This is a genomic window from Pseudoalteromonas sp. GW168-MNA-CIBAN-0100 (assembly GCF_040309225.1).
Taxonomy (GTDB): domain Bacteria; phylum Pseudomonadota; class Gammaproteobacteria; order Enterobacterales; family Alteromonadaceae; genus Pseudoalteromonas; species Pseudoalteromonas arctica.
The window spans coordinates 1-405 of the sequence record NZ_JBEOOL010000161.1; the positions used below are offsets into that span (position 1 = coordinate 1).

Consider the following 405-nt stretch of genomic DNA (forward strand, 5'->3'; position numbering starts at 1 on the left):
CGCAGCGCCTCATACCCTCTTTGTGAATTTTTTACTGGTTGTTTACTTACTTTAGAGCTTCGGCATAATTTTGCCGAAGCTCTAAGCCCGATTAATACCGGCGGTCGCGATCGTGCGGTTGCTCAAATTGTGTTTTAGGCCCTAGCGGTACTACGCCGGTGGGGTTAATAGTTTTGTGGCTGGCGTAGTAGTGTATTTTGGTGTATTCCAAGTCAATGGTGTCTTTAATACCCGGTACTTGGTACAGCTCAGTGACATAGTTATATAGGTTAGGGTATTCGCTAATTTTTTGCTGATTACACTTAAAGTGGCCATGATACACAGCGTCAAAGCGCACTAAAGTAGTAAATAAGCGCCAATCGGCTTCGGTAATTTGCTCACCAACTAAGTAGCGCTGTGTAGCTA

At 44.4% G+C, this 405-nt stretch carries 1 protein-coding gene; it reads right to left on the reverse strand.

What is annotated here, in order from left to right; translation table 11 throughout:
• Positions 1-91: 91 nt before the first annotated feature.
• Positions 92-405: glutathione S-transferase C-terminal domain-containing protein (locus tag AAEY62_RS20510; RefSeq protein ID WP_350636081.1), on the reverse strand; the 314-nt coding region annotated here is incomplete at its 5' end.